The organism is Bradyrhizobium sp. Leaf396 (genome assembly GCF_001424605.1).
In the GTDB taxonomy this organism is placed as follows: Bacteria; Pseudomonadota; Alphaproteobacteria; order Rhizobiales; family Xanthobacteraceae; genus Bradyrhizobium; species Bradyrhizobium japonicum_C.
In genome coordinates, this window is the sequence record NZ_LMQJ01000012.1 from 21,750 (window position 1) to 40,257 (window position 18,508).

Here is an 18,508-nt window from a genome sequence, read left to right on the forward strand (position 1 = left end):
AGCGCGGCCTTTCATTTGACGTGACGCCGCGCGCGCCCAGATTTCGGCTGCCTGTTGCAGTTCGAGCACGGAGCCACAAGCCTCGCACAAGCCTCGCCCGCTAACCTCTCCGCTACGGCAGGTTGGGCCGCGAACCCGCGTTTGCGGGAGCCCAAAGGCATGACGCCGCTCTGCCGTACCGGTGCAAGCCCGGTATGTCCCCCAAAACTCAATTCAATCTCCAAAGGGACATCAAAATGGGTTCTAGTCTTCTCACCAATTCCTCCGCCATGACCGCGCTCCAGACCCTGCGGTCTGTCAGCGCGCAACTCGCCACCACGCAGAACCGCATCTCAACCGGTCAGCGCGTGGCCACCGCCTCGGACAATGCCGCCTACTGGTCGATCGCGACGTCGATGCGCTCCGACAACGCCGCGCTCTCCGCGGTCTCCGATTCGCTCGGCCTGTCGGCCGCGACCGTCGATACCGAATACACCGCTCTGACCTCGGTGATCGGCGACAAGGAATCAGGCTTGACCAAGCTCCAGGCGCTCCTGGTGGAAGCCAAGACCGCGGGTATCGACCGTACCAAGATCCAGGCGGACATCACGCAGATCCAGCAGGACATGAAGCTGAAGGCCAGTTCGGCCACCTTCAACGGCATCAACTGGCTGAGCACGACGACCGGCACCACGCCGACGAGCTTCAACCTGGTGTCGTCGTATTCGCGGGTTGGCGGCACGCCCACCATCGGCTCCATCACGGTGACGACCGCCAACTACACGCTGTACTCGACCACGCAGACCGGCATTCTGGACACCGTGAGCGGCAGTGCGTCGGTCGACACGATCAATATCTCCGCCCTGACCGACTCGGCCGCTGACCAGACCACGCTCGATGCCTATATCGCGCAGGTCACCGCCGCGATCAACTCGGTAAGCTCGGCCGCTGCCGATCTCGGCGCGGTCAAGAACCGCATCTCGACCAACTCGGAATTCGTCAAGACCCTGATGGATTCCGTGGACCGCGGTGTCGGTCAGCTCGTCGACGCCGACATGAACGCGGAATCGACCCGCCTCCAGGCCCTGCAGACCCAGCAGCAGCTCGGCGTTCAGGCGCTCTCGATCGCTAACCAGAACAGCCAGAGCATCCTGTCGCTGTTCCGCGGCTAAGCAGCGCTTTCGACGACGGCCGTGCTCCCTCGGAGGGAGCACGGTCCCGCCATGATCGGCGGACGCAGCACGGGACGAGCCAGCAATCAGCCTCCGCTGCGCGAATTCATGCACTACACCGCGGCCGAGCGCGTCATGCGCCCGAGCGCCGCTTTTGGCTGCGAGACCTATTGCGTCGCGCAATAGTCTTGTAAAATTGCAACGCCTCGCGAGCGAACTGACACATTCCCGGCCCGCGCAACCTTCAGACAAGGTTGGCAGCTGAGTGTCCTCACCATTAGCATTGGTACGAGGTCATATGCTCAGTCGTGCGCAGGTACAGCAACTGCTCAACAATCTGCTGGAGCTTGGGCCGCGCCGCCTGATGGCCTTGGGGTTGATCGGCTTTGCGGTTCTCGTCACCGTAGTTGGCGGAACCTACTATCTCAGCCGCCCCGAATTCGAAACGCTCTACACAGGCCTCACCCGAGAAGACGTGACGCGCATCGGCGCAGCGCTGCGCGAGCAGAACATCGCCTTCGATGTCAACGCCGCCGGCGATGCGGTTTCGGTCCGCCCGAGCCAGACCATGCAGGCGCGAATGCTGCTCGCCGAGAAGGGGCTGCCGACCAGCGCCAATTCCGGCTACGAGCTGTTCGACAAGATCGGCTCGCTCGGCCTGACCTCGTTCATGCAGGAGGTCACCAAGCTCAGGGCACTGGAAGGCGAGATCGCCCGCACGGTGCAATTAATGAAAGGCGTGAAGGCGGCGCGCGTACATATCGTGCTGCCGGTGCGCGGCTCGTTTCGCGCAACGCAGCAGCCGCCGTCGGCGTCCGTCGTGCTCCGCACGGACAGTGCGATCGAGGCGCGCACGGCTCAGTCGATCCGTCATCTCGTCGCCGCTGCCGTCCCCGGCATGAGCCGCGACAAGGTGACTGTGCTGGACGCTGACGGATCCATGTTGCTCGCAGAAGAGGATGAGGCGAGCGCCGCGCCGAGCAAGATGGCGAGCCTGCAGAAGACTGTCAGCGGAATGGTGCAGGAGAACATCCGCAAGGCGCTGACGCCGTATCTCGGCCTCGACAATTTCGAGGTGAGCGTCGCTCCGCAGTTGTCCACCGACAAGCGGCAGATCAACGAGACCGTCTATGATCCCGAGAACCGCGCCGAGCGCTCGGTACGGGCCGTGCGCGAGAAGGAATCCTCGCAGAACGCGGACCGATCGACGCCGACCACGGTGCAGCAAAATCTTCCCGACCAGCAGGTGAATGCCGGCGGCGGCAAGAACTCCAGCGAGGACAAGACCCGCCGCGAGGACGTCACCAATTTCGAGGTCTCGTCCAAGACGACGACGACGGTGAGCGACGGCTATTCCGTCAAGAAGCTGTTCATTGCCGTCCTTGTCAACCGAGCGCGGCTGGTCGCGGATCTCGGCGACAAGAGCAACCAGGCGATTGTCGACAGCAAGCTCGCAGAGATAAGCCAGCTCGCGGCGACGGCGGGCGGGCTGGACAAGACGCGCGGCGACCAGATCCAGGTGACGGCCGTCGACTTTATCGAGGGTTCGCGTGAGCTGGCCCCAGTGCCGCCGATCAGCTTCGTCGAGATGATCAACAAGCAGCTCGGCAGCGTCATCAACGCGGTGACGATTCTGGCCGTCGCTTCGATGCTGGTGTGGTTCGGGCTGCGGCCGGCGGTCAACGGGATACTGACCCATCGCGCGGAGCAGGAGCAGGTCGAGGCGGCTGAGGTCGCCCAACTCGAGGCTGCGGCAGCGAGTGCTTTACCCGAGGGCGAGGAGACGGAGCTCAACCTCGTCGAAGACCTCGAAGGCAAGATGCAGCGTACGCCGCAGAAGCGGCTCGAGCAGATCGTCCGACTCGACCAGATGCAGGCGGCAGCGATCCTAAAGGACTGGATGCGGCGTGAGGAGGCGGCATGAACGCGGCAATCGGAAAACTCCTGACGCAGTTCGATGCGAATGGCCGCGTCAAGTCGCCGCCGCCTCCGCCGCCGAAAATCCAGGACGTGCTGACCAGGCAGAAGGAAGCCCGGCGCGAGCCGCCGCCTCGATCGCATGCTCAGGCTGAGCCGCAGCCACAACCGCAGGCGTCCCCAGCGCCGCCCGCGACGGAGGCTCCGTCGGTCAATCTCCTGGACGATGCCTATCGGCGCGGCCATGCGGCCGGCGTCGCAGAGAGCGACGCCAAGCTGGCCGAGGAACGCGTGCGCAGCGCAATCCGACTGGGCGAGGAGCGGGCGAAATGGTCCGACCAGCAGGCTGTCGCAATCGTCAGCGGATTCGAGGCAGCCTGCCGTGAGATCGAGACCAACATCGCAAGCTCCGTTGCGCGGATATTGCTGCCGTTCCTCACGGACGCGGTGCGCGACAAGGCGATCGGATCGCTGGTCGAGCAAATCGCGGCGCTAACCGGCAACTCTTCGGTGCCGGCCTTCAAGGTCACGGGCCGAAGCGATCTGCTCGATCTCGTCAAGACGCAACTCGAGGCGTCCAGACGAACCGGCATTGTGTATGAGGCGGCCGAGACTCTCGAGGTCCGCGTCGTCGCTGACCAAACCGTGATCGAGACGCAGATCTCCGCATGGAGTGAACGCCTTAAGGAGGCGCGCCGGTAGTCCGCCATGGAAGAGGTCAAGCATGAGATCGTGATCGTCCGCCGGCGCAGCGCCTTCGCCGAGGAGGCACATCACGGCGGCGTCTGGAAGATCGCCTATGCGGACTTCATGACCGCGATGATGGCTTTCTTCCTGGTCATGTGGCTGCTCAATGCGCTCAACCAGGACCAGAAGCAGGTGGTCGCGAGCTATTTCAACCCGATCAAGCTCGCGGAGAACGCACCCGCCCCAAAGGGGCTCAAGGACCTCTCAAAGAAGGAGCCGTCATCGTTCGAAGGCCAGGATGGCAAGCGCCAGCCGGCCGGACCGAATGAAGAACGCCGCGGCGACTCCCCAACTGCCGAGAAGCCGGCCTCCTACGAGGAAAAGGTTCTGTTCCGCGATCCCTATGCGACTCTTGCCGAAATCGCCAGCAGCGCGAACCAGTCTTCGGGCCAGCGGCGTGCCGGCGCTCTGACATCTGCCGAAGAGGAGGGCCTCAAAGGTGGCGATGCCTACCGTGATCCCTTCGATCCCGGCTATTGGAGGCTGGCGCCGCAAGCGTCCAAGGATGCGGATCGCTTCATCGAGAGCGAGCCCAGGCCGAATGCTTCCGCGCGCGATGTCTCCGTAGCCGCTCAGAGTGAGCCGCCGGCGCATCGTGCCAAGGTGGACGAGACCGGCGGAAGCATGGCGCCAAACGCGGATATCCCGTCCGCGAGCCTGTCGCCTCTGCTGCCGCCGGGGCCTGCGCCGACGCAATCCTCACGGGAGGGCAGCGCTGCTCAAGCTGGCGTCCAGGCCAATACCGCCGCGCAGGCGCGATCCAACGACACCGCGAAAGAGTCCGAACCGCATGATGCAGCGCAAGCGCAGCAGCCGACCCTCAAGCACCTTCAGTCCGCAATCGCGGACGCGCTGTCGGATATCAAGGCGGGCGCGGGGCCAGCGGCCGAGGTGCGTCAGGTTGAGGAGGGTCTGCTGATCAGCCTGACCGACGATGCGAGCTTCGGCATGTTCGCGGTCGGCTCGGCCGAGCCGCGGCCCGAACTGATCCGCGTGATCGACAAGATCGGCCCGCTGCTGACGAAGCGGCAGGGCATGGTCATCGTGCGCGGCCATACCGACAATCGGCCGTATCGCTCGGAAACCTATGACAATTGGCGGCTGTCGACCGCTCGTGCGCAGATGGCCTATTACATGCTGGTTCGTTCCGGGGTGGACGCGCGGAGGATCGAGCATATCGAAGGTTATGCCGACCGGCGGCCGAAGCTTCCGAATGATCCGGCGGCTGCACAGAACCGGCGGATCGAAATCCTGATCCGGGAGAAACGCCCTTGATCAGGCTGCTGCGCCACGCCGCCCTGCTGCTGCTCTTTACGGCGGCGAATGCGTTTGCTCAATCTGTGCCCCGGCTCGATGAACCCTATGAGCTCGTGCGCGCGCTACAGGCGGTACAGGACGGTATCTCCAACGGTGACACCGCCGCACATAACAGCCACATCGCGCTGATTCGGCAGATCGGCGACAAATTTCTCGCTGCCGATCCCGGCGTATGGAGCAATCCACAGAACGGACAGGCCGTCGTCATCTACCTGCTCAGCGGCGGAGCGCCGCAATTGGTTCGCAAGCTGCCGCGCGACAAGATGAAGGTCGACGAGCGGCTGCTCAATGGTGCGCTTGCCTATGTCGAGGGACGTCAGGAGGAAGCGCGGGAGCTGCTCAAGGACATCAAGCCGAGAACGATTCCCTCGGGCCTCGGCGGACAGGTCGCGCTGGTCCAGGGCGCACTGTTCGCGCGTGCAGAGGCATCGTTCGCGATCGAGCGTCTGGACGAGGCGCGCCTGCTGTTGCCCGGCACGTTGGTCGAGGAGGCGGCGCTGCGGCGCGAGATCCTGTTGGTGGGGCAAGCGGAGGATTTCGAGAAGTTTGAGTTCCTGACGCTGGCTTACATCCGCCATTACCGCAACTCGATCTATGCAGGCGATTTCTGGCAGCGCTTCTCCACCGGGCTGACGCAATCGAACCTGGCGCTGGACGAGCGCCGATTTGCGCGGATCGCCGCGCTGCTGGAGCAGATCGATCGCGCAAGCCGCCTCACGCTGTATCTGGTGATCGCGCGCGCGGCCATGGTGCGTGGTCGGCTGCCCGTGACCCGGCTTGCCGGCGAGCGGGCCCTCACGCTCAGCGCCGACGCATCAGTGGAACGCGAGCGCGCCCATTTCTTCCGCGGCGCTTCGCGAGTGCTCACAGACGAATATGACGGCGGTCTCGCCGAGCTGAAGGCGCTCGACCGCGCGAAGCTGCCCGAGCGCGACGTTCCTCTCCTGAATGCCACGGTGCAGCTCGCGCTCGACGTGCGGAAGCCGTTCGCAAGCGGATCCGCCGCGGCGGCCGACAAACCTCCGGCAACGCCGGCGCGACTCGATCTGGCCTCGTCGACCGGGATGCTCGCGCGCGCGCAGAAGCAGCTGGGCGAGCTCGAACTCCTCACCAGGGACCGCCGTCCATGACCAAACTCAGTGGAACCTCCGGACAGCTCTTCTCGGCGCTTGCCGAGAGCCTCAATGTGCGCGAGACGTCGCGTTCGGCAAAAGGCTCCGGGGTCAAGTCGCAGGCAAGTTCGTCGTTCAACGATCTGCTCCACACCGTCTCGAATCTCGCCAAACAAGCCCTGGGCGATGATGGCGGCGATACCACCGCGAGCGCCGGAGCGCTGCGCACGCATCTGGCCCATCCGGCCGAGCAGGCGAAGAAGGCTACGGCGCTGCACGAACGCATCGCAGCGTCCGAGCGGCCAGAGTCTCCAGAGGATTCCTCCGAGAAGAAGGCCGACGGGTCGTCCGAGAGGCCACTTCCGGTGGATCATGCCACCGGGACAGATATCCAGGGTCAGTCGAGCACCGTTGCGGTGCTCGGGCAGGAGGTCGCCGCCGCGCCCGCTGTGAAAACGCAGATGGCGTTGCAGTCCACCGACAAGGATGCCCCCGCGCGCGACGAGCGCTCCGGGGCGGCTAAGCGCGACCCGCTCACCACGGGTGCGGCGAAGACGGCGCCGTCCGATAGCACTCCGCCCAGCACCGCAGCAACCGCCGCGCGCTCGCAGGCTGCCGTCTCGCAAACGATGGCGCCGCAGCCCGCGTCGACACAAGGTGGGGAGTCTTCGAGCACAATGCCGGCTTCACCCGGCTTCGAGGCGGTTACGGCAAACGTTGAGCGGGCCGCCAAAACCTCGGCGCGCGCCGCGCTCCCTGAGACGACCAAGCTCACCGTGGTCCAGCAGGAGACCCATCTGCCTCCGGCCCAGTTCAACGCTCCGCAACAGGTCGCCAATGCGGCCGTCACCGAGCTGAAAGAGTCCTCGGGACCGACCATGGCCGCGGCGCCTGATCTCGCAGCATCCCAGACCAATGCGCCGGATCAGCCGCTCAAGATACTGACCGTCAATCTCGAGCCACCCGCGCTCGGCAATGTCACCTTGCGCCTGCGCCTCGTCGGCACTGAAGTGTCCGTCCAGCTTGCGGCCGAGCGCAAGGACACGAGCCAGCTGCTCGACCGGCAACGCGATCAGATCCGCGACCTCATGCAGTCGGCGGGCTATGTCGCTGATGTTGCGCCGGTCCAGCACGGCTCGCTGGACGCCTTCCAAAGCGGCTCCGGCCAGTCGCAGCCGCAGCTCGCGGGTCAGCATCAATCGTCACCGCAGTCGCAAGGCACGTTTGGCGGCACCGGAACGTCGTCGGGGCAATCGGACGGCGGCGCCAAGCAGGCTCGCCAGGAGCGCCAGTTCAGTCAGGAGACGCGTCATGATCAGGACGTGGCGCCGCATCTTCGTCGCGGCCCTGTTTATCTCTAATGCAGGCGCCGCCCAGGCGGCCGCCGAAACTGCGCGCCCCTGCGAGCGCGAGATGGCACGCGCGGCGCGTCAGCACGGCATTCCGCTCGGCATTCTCTATGCGGTCGGCCTGACCGAGACCGGCCGGCGCGGCGCACTCCATCCTTACGCTCTCGGTGCCGCCGGCCAGACGGTGTTCGCCAAGGACGTGGATGACGCAATCGCGAATTTCGACGCGATGCGCAGCAAAGGCATCAAGCTGATCGATCTCGGCTGTATGCAAATCAACCACTATTATCACGGCGACAAGTTCGCTTCGGTTCGGGCCATGTTCGATCCCGCGAGGAACGTCGAGTACGCCGCGCGCTTCCTCAAGGAGCTGAAGCAGCGCGAAGGCAGCTGGACCATGGCCGTCGCCCGCTACAATGCAGGCCCCAACAACCAGCCGGCCCAGAAGCGCTACGTCTGTCACATCGTCGCTCATCTCGTCTCGAGCGGCTTCGGTGCGTGGACCGACAAGGCGCGCTCGTTATGTCAGCCGAGAACGACCTGACAACAGGAAGTTGTGCATCGCGCCCAATCATCAGCCCCGCGCAAGCAAGACGCCCCATTGTAGCCGCAACCTACCAAAGGAGCCCAATTCATGAGCCTGTATGGCGTTATGCGCACCGGCGTTTCCGGAATGAACGCGCAGTCCAACAAGCTGTCGACGGTCTCGGATAACATCGCCAACGTCAACACAACCGGCTACAAGCGGGCCTCCACGGAGTTCTCCTCGCTAATCCTGAAGAGCGGCTCGGGCAATTACGATTCTGGCGCCGTCGAGACCACGATCCGCTACGCCATCTCGGATCCCGGACATACGCAGTTCACCACGTCGAGCACGGACCTCGCCGTCCAGGGCAACGGCTTCTTCGTGGTGTCGAACGCCAACAACACGCAGCAGTTTCTAACGCGCGCCGGCTCCTTCGTGCCGGACAGTCAGGGCAATCTGGTCAATGCGGCGGGCTACTATCTTCTTGGGCAGCCTGGTCTGGTGACCAACTTCTCGCAGAACAGCCTGGCCGGCATGCAAATCGTCAACATTGCCCAGATTCCGCAAGTGCCTGTGCCGTCAACGACGGCAACGCTCACGACCGGCAATCTGGATCCGGAAGCAGCCATCATCGCAGGTCCGCCCAGCCCGGCATCGTATTCATCGAAAAGCTCGATCGTGGCCTACAACAATATCGGCCAGGCCGTTACGCTTGACGTTTATATGTCCCACACCGCGACCGCTGCCGGCTCGGATACCTGGCAGATAGAGGTCTATGACTCCGCGACGGGCACCTCGCTGGGGGCCGCCACCACTTTCACCTTCGACACCACGGCGGCCGGCAGGGGCGCGCTGGCCGCGGCAAGCCCGACCGGTCTCACAGTGACTGTCCCCGGCGGTGCGGCACTGACCATGGACCTGTCGAACATGACGCAGGTCGGGACCGACTTCAGCTTCAAGGCCACCGTCAATGGCAGCGTTCCCGCGGCCATCGATAAGGTCGACGTCGACGATGCGGGCCACGTGACGGCGATCCTCAAGAATGGGCAGCAACTGACGCTCTACACGATCATGCTCGCCGACGTCGCGAGCCCCGACAATCTGACGCCCGAGCCGGGCAACGTCTATTCGACCAACCTCAATTCCGGCAACGCGCAGGCCGGAAATGCCGGCACCGGCGGACTCGGCACGATCCAGTCCGGTGCCTTGGAGGCCTCCAACGTCGACCTCGCGGACGAGCTCACTGGGATGATCGAGGCCCAACGCGGCTTCACCGCGAACTCGAAATCGTTCCAGACCGGCGCCGATCTGCTGGATGTCGTCGTCAACCTGAAGCGCTGAATTCTTCAACGCTCGTTTCGGGCAAGAGCACCATGTCCCTTACCGCCGCTCTCAACTCGGCCCGCTCCTCGCTCATGGCGTCGAGCATCCAGTCGTCGGTCATCTCGCGCAACATCGCCGGTGCCAGCGCCACCGGCTACTCGCGCAAGCTGACCGAGCTGGACAATCTTCCCGGCGCCGGCGTCTATGTCGCGGCGATCCAGCGCGCCGCCAGCTCCGGGCTCTACGACAACGTCCTGGTCGCGACCTCGTCATCGGCCAAGCAAAGCGCGATCTATGATGGCCTCCAGAGAATCGCCGCCGCGACTGTGGACGATCCAGAGCTCGAGCAATCGCCGACCGCACAGCTCAATGCGCTGAAGCAGGCGCTCCAGAAGTATGCCAACGCCCCCGACAACACCACGCTGGCGCAGGCGGCCGTCGCATCGGCCAAGGACATGGCGAGCGCTCTCAACCAGGCGACCAAGACCGTGCAGTCGGTCCGCGAGAGCGCTGATGCCGACATGAGGACGTCCGTTCAGAACATCAACCAGCTGCTCTCCCAGTTCGATGCCGTGAACACTGCGATCGTGAAGGGCACGATCTCCGGCGACGACATCACCGACTACCTCGACCAGCGCGACAACATCGTCTCGCAGCTGTCGCAGGAGGTCGGCGTCACCATGTCGATCCGGCCCAATGGCGACGCTGCGCTCTATGCGGATAGCGGCGTCGTTCTGTTCGACAAGACGGCGCGGACGGTCAGCTTTGCGCCGACGAATGCCTACACCGCCGCGACCACGGGCAATGCCGTCTACATCGACGGCGTCCCCGTGACCGGCGCCAATTCGGTGATGCCACTGAAGTCGGGCAAGCTCGCGGGTCTCGCTCAGCTCCGCGACCAGGACGCCGTCACCTACCAGAGTCAGCTCGACGAAATCGCGCGCGGCCTGATCAATACGTTCAGAGAAAGCGATCAAACGGCCGCAGCGCTGCCCGACGTTCCCGGTCTCTTCACCTATCCCGGTGCGCCGGCGATGCCCGCGAGCGCCACCGTCTCGGTAGGACTCGCCGGTACGATTTCGGTTGCAGCCTCCGTCGATCCGGCCTTGGGTGGCAACCCGAACCTGCTGCGCGACGGCGCCATCAGCGGCAATCCTGCCTACCAATACAACACCGCCGGCGACGGTGGCTATTCGGCCCGGCTGCAGCAGCTCATCGGCGACATGGATGCGTCGCAGCCGTTCGATGCGACCACGCAAGGCAAGCCGAGCGGCAGCCTGATCGACTTTGCATCGTCGTCGGCGAGCTGGATCGAAAACCAGCGCAAGACCGCCAACGACAACTCCGAGTACCAGAGCACATTGCTCAACCGCAGCATCACCGCATTGTCGAACGTCAACGGCGTCAACATGGACGACGAGATGGCGTTGATGCTCCAGGTCGAGCGCACTTATTCGGCGTCGTCAAAGATCATCTCGACCGTAGATGAGATGCTGCAAAGCCTGCTGGCTGCCGTGGGGAATTGAGTCATGATGAGCGCGAACTACGTTTCCACCCTGATGTTGTCCTCGTCGTTGAGGTATTCGATCACAGGCAATCAGGCGGCACTCAGCAGGGCCTCGATGGAGGCGACCACCGGGCGCTTCTACGACGTCGGCCTCGAGCTCGGTGCGACGACGGGGAGCGACCTCACGCTGCGGGCGGACTGGAGCTTCGCCGATCAGCTCGTCGATACCAACGGGCTGGTCGCGGGGCGCTTGGACGTGACGCAGAACCGGATCACCCAGCTCAGCGAGACCGCCACGGACTTCCTCAAGGATTTGATCGCGGCACGCAGTACCGACGGCGGCGGCCGGGTCATCCTGCCGCCTGCAGCCTCCAATCTCCAGGATCTGATCGGTGCGCTGAACGTCTCATATAACGGCTCGTATCTGTTCTCCGGCATCAACACGCAGAACGCGCCCATCACGCCCTACACCGCGGGCTCGGCCAGCAAGAACCAGGTCGACGCCGACTTTCTCGCGGCCTTCGGCTTCTCGCAATCCTCGCCCGGCGTGGGTACCATTACCCCCGCCCAGATGCAGACCTTCCTCGACACGACCTTCGATGCCGAGTTCGCGAGCCCCGCCTGGAATACCAACTGGTCATCGGCCACCGACCAGACCATGCAAAGCCGCATCTCCACGACGGAGATCACCGATACCTCGGTCAGCGCCAATCAGATCGGCTTTCGCAGGCTCGCCGAGGCGTACACGATGATGGCCGACCTGGGGAACGTAAGCCTGAGCCAGGAGACATTTCAGGTCGTCGTGGACAAGGCGATCGGCCTCGTCGGTAACGCCATCAACGATCTTGCTGCGCTCGGAGGTGCCGTCGGCACGGTGCAGCAGCGGATCACCACCGCAACCGCCAAGCTGAAGACGCAGCAGGACATTCTGAACAATCAGATCGTCGGAATGGAGAAGGTGGACCCGACCGAGGCTTCGGTCCGGGTCAACACGCTGCAGACCCAGATCCAGACGGCACTGGCGCTCACCTCGCAGCTCCAGAAGATCAGTCTCATCAATTATCTCTGAGCCAAGGCGGCCCTGTCAGGCTCGTAACCTTTGTCTAGTTGTTCGGTCTCTTGCGCAGAGTGGTCCCGATGACGTTTGAAGCCTATGAAGCAGTCGTTGACGACAGTGCCTATGAGGCGCGCAGCCGCGAGCGGCAGGCACTCAGCCTCGGCATCGGCCGGCTCGAGCGGATCCAGAAGGATCGCTTCAGTGTCGAGGATCTGGTCGAAAGCCTGCTCTATGTGCGGCGACTGTGGACGATCTTCATCGAGGATCTGGCGCACCCGGAGAACGCACTTCCCGAAAAGCTGCGTGCCGACATCATCTCGATCGGCCTGTGGGTCGTCAAGGAAGCCGATCGGCTCCGGGAACAACGGTCGAACGACGTGGAGCAGCTCATCGAAATCAACCGCCTGATCCGAGACGCGCTCTAATGAAGATCTCCTTGCGCGCCGGCGAACGAATCTACGTCAACGGCGCGGTGCTCCGCGTGGACCGCAAGGTCTCGGTCGAGCTCGTCAACGACGTGATGTTCCTGCTCGAAGGGCAGGTCATGCAGGCTTCCGACGCCACCACGGCACTGCGGCAGCTCTATTTCATCGTCCAGCTCATGCTGATGAACCCGACTGACGTCCGGGACGCGGCTACGCTCTACGCTCAGCATCTCGCCGCCCTGTTTGCCGTGTGCGAGAACCGCGAGATGCTGGATGGACTAGGCGCAGTCGATGAGCTGGTTACGGCCACCCGCTACTTCGAGGCGCTCAAGCGGATTCGCGCCCTGTTTCCGGTGGAGCAGGCCATCCTGGCCGGCTCTGCCACCGTTTCCCCATTCGAGGCTGCCTGACAGCGGAGAGGCCAGATGAACGTCACCAGCGCGACCGAGAAGTCGTCCAGTTCGAACGGCACGACGTCGGCGACGTCGAGCAACAGCGTGGACTACAATACGTTTCTTCAGCTGCTCATTGCACAGATGAAGAATCAGGATCCGACCAACCCGATGGATACCGCGCAGTATATGAGCCAGTTCGCCCAGCTCTCGACGGTGGAGCAGGCAATGCAGACGAATGCAAAGCTGGACGCACTGCTGTCGTCGCAATCCTTGTCGCAAGCCAACGGGCTGATCGGGAAGACGGTCAGCTTCACGGACTCGACCGGTGCGAGTTTCAGCGGCAAAGTCGTTTCCGTCTCGATCAACAGCGACGGCTCCATCGCAACTCTCGCCGATGGCACGAAGGTTGCGGTCGGCCCCGGGCTCACGATCAGCCAGTCATGAACGAGCGGGACGCCCTCGACATCGTCCAGGCGGCGATCTGGACCATCATCGTCGCCTCCGGACCCGCGGTCGGCGCCGCGATGCTGGTCGGCACCGTCATCGCGCTGATCCAGGCCCTGACCCAGATCCAGGAGGTGACGCTGACCTTCGTTCCGAAGATCATCGTCATCCTCCTGGTCGTCGCCATCTCCGGCTCCTTCATCGGCGCGCATCTGTCGACCTTCACCGAGCTGGTCTATTCGCGGATCGAGCGCGGCTTCTGACCGGGCGGCGACCTGCCACCACCCTCGCGTAAGCTTTGCGCGGCAGATTGCGAGCCGGACCTCTCTGCCGGTGACTCATGGCCGATACCTTAGCTGCCAGCCTGCCCAGCCCGCGCCGCCTCGGAGCGGACGCCTTCTTCGCGGGCGGCATCGTGGCCATGCTCACGATCCTGTTCCTGCCGATTCCGCCGATCTTGATCGATCTCGGCCTCGCGTTCTCGATCGCGCTGTCGGCGCTGATCCTGATGGTCGCGTTGTGGATCCAGCGGCCGCTCGACTTCTCGGCCTTTCCGACCGTGCTGCTGATCGCGACGATCCTGCGCCTGGCGCTGAACATCGCGACCACGCGGCTGATCCTCTCGCGGGGCGGGGAGGGCGAACACGCGGCCGGCCACGTCGTCGCCGGCTTCTCGAAATTCGTCATGGGCGGCGACTTCGTCATCGGTCTGATCATCTTCGCTATCCTCGTCACCGTGAACTTCGTCGTGATTACCAAGGGCGCGACGCGTATCGCCGAAGTCGGGGCCCGCTTCACGCTCGACGCCATTCCCGGCAAGCAGATGGCGATCGACGCCGACCTGTCCGCAGGCCTGATCGACGACAAGGAAGCCCAGCGCCGGCGCCGTGAACTGGAAGAGGAGAGCGCGTTCTTCGGCGCCATGGACGGTGCCTCGAAGTTCGTCCGCGGTGACGCCATCGCCGGCCTGCTCATCACCGCGATCAACATCTTCGGCGGCATCGTCATCGGCGTGACCCATCACGGGTTGACCCTCTCCCGCGCTGCCGACGTCTACACCAAGCTTTCCGTCGGCGACGGCCTGGTGTCGCAGATGCCGGCGCTGATCGTGTCGCTGTCGGCAGGCCTTCTGGTCTCCAAGGGCGGCACCAGGGGCTCTGCGGAGCAGGCGGTGCTGCGGCAGCTCGGCGGATATCCGCGCGCTGTGTCGGCTGCCGCGCTGATGATGTTCGTGCTCGCCTTGATGCCGGGTCTGCCGATGGCGCCGTTCGTTTTGCTCGGAGGCGTTATGGCCTTCGTCGGCTATTCGCTGCCGAAGCGGCAGGCCGCGCTGAAACAGAAGGAGGATGCGCGCAAGGCCGACGAGCGCGCCCAGGCGGAGGCCAAGGAATCCGTCAAGGAGCAGCTCAAGACCGCCGAGATCGAGCTGGCGCTCGGCGGCCACCTCTCGGTCCATCTGCTGGGCTCGCGCACCGAGCTCGCCCACCGCGTCGCCAAGATTCGCAAGAAGTTCGCCAAGCAATACGGCTTCGTCATTCCCGAGATCAAGCTCACCGACAATCTGTCGATCGACCCCAAGTGTTACCAGATCCGGATCCACGACACGCGCGTCGCCCATGGCGAACTCAGGCTCGGCGAGGTGCTGGTGCTGGTCGACAAGGATGGCAAGCCCGACGTACCCGGCGACGAGGTCATCGAGCCTGCTTTCGGCATGAAGGCGCTGTGGGTGACGGAAGCCTTCACCGACGAGGTCAAGCGGCAGGGCTGCAAGCCGGTCGACAATCTGTCGGTGCTGCTCACCCATCTGAGCGAGGTGATCAGGGCGAACCTCGCCCAGCTCCTCTCCTACAAGGACATGCGGGCCCTGCTCGACCGGCTCGATCCCGAGTACAAGCGCCTGGTCGAGGATCTCTGCCCCTCGCAGATCTCCTATTCGGGTCTGCTGGCGATCCTGAAGATCCTGCTCGCCGAGCGAGTCTCAATTCGCAACCTTCACCTCATCCTCGAGGCAATCGCCGAAATCGCGCCCCATGTGCGCCGCTCCGAGCAGGTCGCGGAGCACGTGCGCACGCGGCTTGCGCAGCAGATCTGCGGCGACCTCTCCGACAATGGCGTGCTCAACGTGCTCCGTCTTGGCAACCGGTGGGACCTCGCGTTCCACCAGAGCCTGAAGCGCGACGCCAAGGGCGACGTCATCGAGTTCGACGCCGACCCGCGCCTGATCGAGCAATTCGCGACCGAAGCCAGCACCGCGATCCGCAAGTTCACCGAGATCGGCACCAGCGTGGTCTTGGCGGTGACTCCCGAAGCCCGACCGTATGTTCGGATGATCCTGGAGCGGGTGTTTCCGACCTTGCCCATCCTGTCGCATGTCGAAGTTGCGCGCAGCGCCGAGATCAGGGCGCTCGGGGCCATATCGTGATCAGCGGCCTCGCCGACAGCGTGCTGGTGACGTTCATCGTGTTCTGCCGCATCGGCGCCTGCCTGATGCTGGTGCCCGGCTATTCCAGCGTCAACGTTCCGCCCCAGGTGCGCCTGTTCGTCGCGCTCGTCACGACCTTTGCGCTGACGCCCGTCCTGGTCGCGGTCCTGAAACCGCTCACGGACAATGCGGCGCCGTTGACGCTGGCGCTCCTGATCTGCTCCGAACTCGTGGTCGGCAGCGTCATCGGGCTCGGCGGGCGGGTGTTCTTCCTGGCGCTCCAGACCATGGCGACCATGATGGCGAGCGCGATCGGGCTCAGCAACATCCCGGGCACGCCCATCGGAGATACCGACCCGGCGCCGGCGCTGGTGCCGTTGATCATGGCATCCGTCACCACGCTGTTCTTCATGACCGACCAGCATTGGCAGGTGCTGCGCGGGCTTATGAACTCCTACGACGTCTGGCATCCCGGCAGCAGGCTCGGCGGCAGCATGGCGCTCGACCTGCTCGTCGGGCGTCTCTCGGAAGCGTTCGTGCTGACGCTGCGGATCACCAGCCCTTTCATCGTCTACTCCGTGATCGTCAACCTGGCGGTCGGACTGATCAACAAGTTGACGCCGGCGATTCCGGTCTATTTCATCTCGGTGCCCTTCGTGCTGTTCGGCGGCTTTCTGCTGCTCTATCTCACGAGCGACGAGTTGCTGACGCAGTTCATGCTCGGTGTCTCGTTGACGCTGGCGGAGTGATCAGGGCATGACATCGCGCGCGGACAAGCTCGGCCGGATGGTCTCTCTCGTGAAGCTCCAGCTTCGGCTGTCCGAATGGCAGCTCGCGCAATTGCGAGAGCAGGAGCGCAGCCTGCAGGACGAGCAGGAATGGCTGGTCGGAGCCCTGAACGATGGCACCCCGCCCACGGGATCGTCGAGCGATTCGATCGCGCGGCGTTTGAACAGGACCAGCGTCGGCGCACGCAGCGTGCGGGCGCAGGCCTCGCAGCAGCTCGACCAGGTTCGCGCGGAAAGCCGCCGCGTGAAACAACTCGAGGAGGTCGCGAAGGCGGCGCTTGCGGACAAGCTGCGTGAAGCGGAGAAGCGCTCGCTCGAGGATATGGCAGGCGCAAACCTGGTCTTGAGCCATTGGACGCCGGCGATCGCCAAGGGAAACAAGACATGATCGTGACAGCGACAACCGACCTCGTTCTCGATGTGCTCGAAGCCGCCGACCCCGTGGCGCAGCGCGCGGCCACCGCAAAGCTCGATGCACTGAGATCCTCCGATGCCGATTTCACGGTCGCGATGGAGGCGGAGGTCGGCAGGGCCAGGGCGGCAGCTGCCGATCAATCCGCAACGAAGGCTGCGGAAGTAAGGTCTGACGCGGTAAACGGCGCGCCGGTGCAGGTCATCAAGGCGCCGGCCTCCGGCGAGGTTTACCGGAAGTTCGAGGCCTTCATCCTCCAGACCTTCGTCGAGACAATGTTGCCGAAACAGTCGGAGGAGATCTTTGGCAAGGGCACGGCTGGTGGCGTCTGGAAGTCGATGCTTGCAGAGCAGCTTGGCAACCAGCTGGCGAAGGGCAAGGGCTTTGGCATCGCCAAGCAGCTCGCCGCCGCACGTCCGGATGGGCCGCGCGCTGCGGAGAAGGCCGGATCATGATCCGCAGAAGGGTGACAGAACTTGAGGGGTGAACTTCCGATGCAGCTACAAGAAGGCGCGGCGGCCATGACGATGGAGCAGACGCTCGCGGATACCGAAATGACGACGACGGAAGGAGCAGCAAATGATGCGCTGCTCCCCGTGCTGTTGCCGGCCGCGGGCGGCGAGATGATGGTTGACGCTGCGGATGCGGTGAGATCGGACGAGGTGCGCGGCCTGCTGGCCGCAATCCGTCGGCTCGCGAGCATCGTCGAGGAGGAGACGGTCGCGCTCGCGACGGGGCAGAAAATCAATTTCGACGATTTCAGCGCGCGCAAGAGCCGGAGCATGCTCGAGTTCGTCCGCCTGATGCGGGCGCGGATGCATCTTGGTGGCGAAGTCGAGATCACCGAGGAGATCCAGCGGTTGCGCGAGAGACTCGAGCGGAATCGTTCGATTCTGGAAATGCACTACGACGCGGTGCGCGAGGTCGCCGCCATCATCGTGAAGGCGATCAAGGAAGCCGAGTCGGACGGCACCTATACCGGCCGCGCGGCGCAGGACGGACAATGATCAGACTTGTGCTGGCGGGGCTCTGGGTGTGCATCCTCACCGTGGGCACGAGCTATGCGGTGGCCTACTGGAAGGAGAATGGCAGCCTGCTGCCGGCGAAGGACGAATATCTCGACGGGCTGCAATATCAGAAGACGCGAGTCCTGAGCGTGCCAATGGTCGAGAACGGCAACGTGCAGGGCTACATCGTCGCACGTTTCGTCTATACCGTGGAGGGGCGGACGATGCACCAGCTGACGGTGCCGCCGGAGCCCTTTGTTGTCGACGAGGCCTTCCGCAGGATCTATGCCGACGATCGCCTCGATTTCAGGAAGCTCGCCCGTTACGATCTCTCCATCCTGACGACAGCCATCAAGCAGCGTGTCAATGAGCGTATGCAGGCTGAAATCGTCCAGGACGTTCTGGTCGAGGACTTCAACTACGTGTCCAAGGAAGAATTCCAGCAGAAGCCGTAGCGCGTGACGGCTGGCGTGGAGGCGCGTATCGGCCGATAGGGCGACACCTCTCCGTTGCTCCCACCGTGTCGAGGGCAACCGCAATTGACCATTCAGCAGAGCTCGCCATGCCCGGCTTGTCCCGGGCATCTACGTCTTTTTGTGCCACAAAGAA

The 18,508-nt window shown here is 64.0% G+C and carries 21 protein-coding genes; all 21 read left to right on the forward strand.

Going from position 1 to position 18,508, the window contains the following annotated elements; genetic code table 11:
* The first annotated feature begins 236 nt into the window (after positions 1-236).
* The 21 genes from ASG57_RS13185 to ASG57_RS13280 all read left to right on the forward strand — a co-directional run bounded on the left by ASG57_RS13185 (position 237) and on the right by ASG57_RS13280 (position 18,354).
* Positions 237-1,151 (forward strand): flagellin N-terminal helical domain-containing protein, encoded by a 915-nt coding sequence (locus tag ASG57_RS13185; protein WP_024339337.1) that lies wholly within the window; start codon positions 237-239, stop codon positions 1,149-1,151.
* A gap of 51 nt (positions 1,152-1,202) precedes the next feature.
* Positions 1,203-1,337 carry a hypothetical protein gene (locus tag ASG57_RS39640; RefSeq protein ID WP_283805272.1) on the forward strand — a complete coding sequence of 45 codons (135 nt, stop codon included), beginning with the start codon at positions 1,203-1,205 and terminating at the stop codon, positions 1,335-1,337.
* Positions 1,338-1,449: 112 nt separating this feature from the next.
* Complete coding sequence (gene fliF, locus ASG57_RS13190; protein ID WP_024339338.1) at positions 1,450-3,075, forward strand: flagellar basal-body MS-ring/collar protein FliF; 1,626 nt, start codon at positions 1,450-1,452, stop codon at positions 3,073-3,075.
* Positions 3,072-3,770, forward strand: a complete 699-nt coding sequence (locus ASG57_RS13195) for a hypothetical protein (protein WP_057196487.1) — start codon at positions 3,072-3,074, stop codon at positions 3,768-3,770. Before fliF ends, ASG57_RS13195 begins: the two co-directional genes overlap by 4 nt.
* A 6-nt stretch (positions 3,771-3,776) precedes the next feature.
* Positions 3,777-5,090, forward strand: coding sequence for a MotB family protein (locus ASG57_RS13200; protein ID WP_024339340.1), 1,314 nt, complete (start codon positions 3,777-3,779; stop codon positions 5,088-5,090).
* Positions 5,087-6,262, forward strand: coding sequence for a chemotaxis protein (locus ASG57_RS13205; protein ID WP_024339341.1), 1,176 nt, complete (start codon positions 5,087-5,089; stop codon positions 6,260-6,262). Before ASG57_RS13200 ends, ASG57_RS13205 begins: the two co-directional genes overlap by 4 nt.
* Entirely contained in the window at positions 6,259-7,605 is a 1,347-nt protein-coding gene (gene fliK / locus ASG57_RS13210; protein ID WP_057196488.1) for a flagellar hook-length control protein FliK, read from the forward strand. Before ASG57_RS13205 ends, fliK begins: the two co-directional genes overlap by 4 nt.
* Positions 7,556-8,137: a transglycosylase SLT domain-containing protein gene (locus ASG57_RS13215; RefSeq protein ID WP_028145897.1), complete on the forward strand. Its 582-nt coding sequence runs from the start codon at positions 7,556-7,558 to the stop codon at positions 8,135-8,137. Before fliK ends, ASG57_RS13215 begins: the two co-directional genes overlap by 50 nt.
* Before the next feature lie 90 nt (positions 8,138-8,227).
* Positions 8,228-9,460 (forward strand): flagellar hook protein FlgE, encoded by a 1,233-nt coding sequence (locus tag ASG57_RS13220; RefSeq protein WP_057196489.1) that lies wholly within the window; start codon positions 8,228-8,230, stop codon positions 9,458-9,460.
* A gap of 32 nt (positions 9,461-9,492) precedes the next feature.
* Positions 9,493-10,968, forward strand: coding sequence for a flagellar hook-associated protein FlgK (flgK, locus tag ASG57_RS13225; protein WP_024339345.1), 1,476 nt, complete (start codon positions 9,493-9,495; stop codon positions 10,966-10,968).
* A 3-nt stretch (positions 10,969-10,971) separates the two neighbouring features.
* Positions 10,972-12,018, forward strand: a complete 1,047-nt coding sequence (locus tag ASG57_RS13230; RefSeq protein WP_024339346.1) for a flagellar hook-associated family protein — start codon at positions 10,972-10,974, stop codon at positions 12,016-12,018.
* A 68-nt stretch (positions 12,019-12,086) separates the two neighbouring features.
* Positions 12,087-12,431 carry a flagellar biosynthesis regulator FlaF gene (flaF, locus tag ASG57_RS13235; RefSeq protein ID WP_024339347.1) on the forward strand — a complete coding sequence of 115 codons (345 nt, stop codon included), beginning with the start codon at positions 12,087-12,089 and terminating at the stop codon, positions 12,429-12,431.
* Entirely contained in the window at positions 12,431-12,841 is a 411-nt protein-coding gene (flbT, locus tag ASG57_RS13240; RefSeq protein WP_024339348.1) for a flagellar biosynthesis repressor FlbT, read from the forward strand. Before flaF ends, flbT begins: the two co-directional genes overlap by 1 nt.
* A gap of 15 nt (positions 12,842-12,856) precedes the next feature.
* Entirely contained in the window at positions 12,857-13,270 is a 414-nt protein-coding gene (gene flgD / locus ASG57_RS13245; protein WP_024339349.1) for a flagellar hook assembly protein FlgD, read from the forward strand.
* Entirely contained in the window at positions 13,267-13,533 is a 267-nt protein-coding gene (fliQ, locus tag ASG57_RS13250; RefSeq protein ID WP_024339350.1) for a flagellar biosynthesis protein FliQ, read from the forward strand. Before flgD ends, fliQ begins: the two co-directional genes overlap by 4 nt.
* A 77-nt stretch (positions 13,534-13,610) precedes the next feature.
* Positions 13,611-15,692, forward strand: coding sequence for a flagellar biosynthesis protein FlhA (gene flhA / locus ASG57_RS13255; protein WP_024339351.1), 2,082 nt, complete (start codon positions 13,611-13,613; stop codon positions 15,690-15,692).
* Positions 15,689-16,441 (forward strand): flagellar biosynthesis protein FliR, encoded by a 753-nt coding sequence (gene fliR, locus ASG57_RS13260; RefSeq protein WP_024339352.1) that lies wholly within the window; start codon positions 15,689-15,691, stop codon positions 16,439-16,441. Before flhA ends, fliR begins: the two co-directional genes overlap by 4 nt.
* Positions 16,442-16,448: 7 nt before the next feature.
* On the forward strand, positions 16,449-16,868 hold the full coding sequence (locus tag ASG57_RS13265) for a hypothetical protein (RefSeq protein ID WP_024339353.1): 420 nt from the start codon (positions 16,449-16,451) through the stop codon (positions 16,866-16,868).
* Complete coding sequence (locus tag ASG57_RS13270) at positions 16,865-17,347, forward strand: rod-binding protein (protein ID WP_057196490.1); 483 nt, start codon at positions 16,865-16,867, stop codon at positions 17,345-17,347. The genes ASG57_RS13265 and ASG57_RS13270 overlap by 4 nt, the downstream gene beginning before the upstream one ends.
* A 39-nt stretch (positions 17,348-17,386) precedes the next feature.
* Positions 17,387-17,899, forward strand: a complete 513-nt coding sequence (locus tag ASG57_RS13275) for a flagellar biosynthesis protein FlgN (protein ID WP_156402665.1) — start codon at positions 17,387-17,389, stop codon at positions 17,897-17,899.
* Entirely contained in the window at positions 17,896-18,354 is a 459-nt protein-coding gene (locus ASG57_RS13280) for a hypothetical protein (RefSeq protein WP_057196491.1), read from the forward strand. Before ASG57_RS13275 ends, ASG57_RS13280 begins: the two co-directional genes overlap by 4 nt.
* The last annotated feature ends 154 nt before the right edge of the window (positions 18,355-18,508 follow it).